Annotated in this window: 1 protein-coding gene and 1 pseudogene; both read right to left on the reverse strand. The window is 38.4% G+C overall.

The features are described 5' to 3' along the window. Positions 1-27 precede the first annotated feature (27 nt). On the reverse strand, positions 28-1,392 hold the full coding sequence (locus tag AB4653_RS28135) for a protein adenylyltransferase SelO family protein (RefSeq protein WP_102257972.1): 1,365 nt from the start codon (positions 1,390-1,392) through the stop codon (positions 28-30). Then, positions 1,382-1,593 (reverse strand): annotated as a pseudogene (locus AB4653_RS28140) (toxin-activating lysine-acyltransferase); the annotation flags it as partial. The gene AB4653_RS28135 and the pseudogene AB4653_RS28140, both read right to left, overlap by 11 nt.

Below are 1,593 nucleotides of genomic sequence, written 5' to 3' on the forward strand. Positions count from 1 at the left end.
CAATTACATCAACCATAACTATCTCACTTACGCTAAGTAACAATTAACAAGGCGACTAACAGTTTGATAGTCGTACTTAGTATTCAAGTGGCCTTGAAGCAGGGAAAATGCTGAATATTTAGCATCTCGTAAAGGGAACTCAACAGACTTAACATCAAGACCAAGTTTCTTTGCTTCTATTAAAACGCTCTCTCGAAATTCTTGATCATTAAAACGAGTAATCACCTTACGATCCTCATTTTTTAGTCGCTCTTTCAAACGACCCGCTTGTTGTAAATTAGAACCTGAATGTTCTTTAATCCCTAGCTCAATTAACAAAAACTTGTTCTCATATTCATCAAGTAACCTTGTAAACCCAAACGAGTGCTCTCGAACTTGAGTTGGAGTCAAGTCGCCCTCCGAGTAATGATTAAGAGTATCAATGAAGTTAACGAGCCATGATTCGATGAGCGCATGGTCATCCCATACAGCCCCGACACCATTTGCCAGTACATAGTTACCGAAATCGGGTACAGCTGTTATAGTGCCAAAGTCCAAAAATCGACCGTCAACCGATATATTCGAGCTCGTTAAAGAGCCATGTGGAATACCTTTAACTCTCGATGCTGCAATCTGGCAGGCCAGTCGATCAATCATTTTATTGAAAGCATCACTAAGTGACGCACCCTCAACCCCACCTAACAGAAACTTGGATAGGTAAGGTAAAGCCTTCCTCACACGATTAGCATCATTATCACGAAGATAACTATAATTCACCGCTGGCCAGAAAAATGTGCATCGCTCAAAGTGTGCGGGACGTACTGAAACTTCCCTTATTGCTAAAGCACAGTGTTTGTAAGGGGCTTCATCTAAATATCCAAATTTATGCTTTGTATTGGTTTTGATAATGGCTAACGTTCGTATTGCTCCGTAAGGTAAATGCTTATGACAAATCTCGCCCCAAATCGCTTCACTAATAGCCTCATCAATAAATAATTTGCCATGTGAGTGACTTTCAGATATATTCGTAGCGACTAAAGGGTTGGGCCCAATACCTTTAATTTGAAAATGTCCGTTTAATCCACATCTAGCGCTACCACCGTTGCACACCTCATGTCGAGAACCATATTGATCTGCCATGAACTGTTTTTTATCATTAATTTCCATTCTTTGTTTCTTAGCATATCCTTTGGATACGTAGCTAAAATTGTCAATCAACTCTCCTTTAAGAAAATTTTCATCAAACGCTATGTTGTATTCTTCAATTAGATTTCTATTAATCCAAACAACTTCAGTTTCGTTTAATTTATAAGCATAAAATGAAACAAAGGACTCTTCTGGCAAGTCATTGCCTACACTCGGAGTGTTATGCGTTCCAACTAGCTTATATGTTTTCAGTAGTTCAATACCCATACAGACTCCGTTTGTTTGTTTTAATTATATTTCCTTGAGTATCCCGAATACAAATATTCACTTCACCAAGAGTAAGATTCGTAGATGATAAGAAAAACTTGTACAGTTCTTTTAGCTGACTGATCTTATTTTTCTCTACAAACCAGTCCACAACTATTAAGTTGCTCCCTTCATTCCAATTCATTGGCTTCAGTGAGAACC

It is taken from the genome of Vibrio sp. 10N.222.48.A3, assembly GCF_041475345.1.
Taxonomy (GTDB): domain Bacteria; phylum Pseudomonadota; class Gammaproteobacteria; order Enterobacterales; family Vibrionaceae; genus Vibrio; species Vibrio tasmaniensis_A.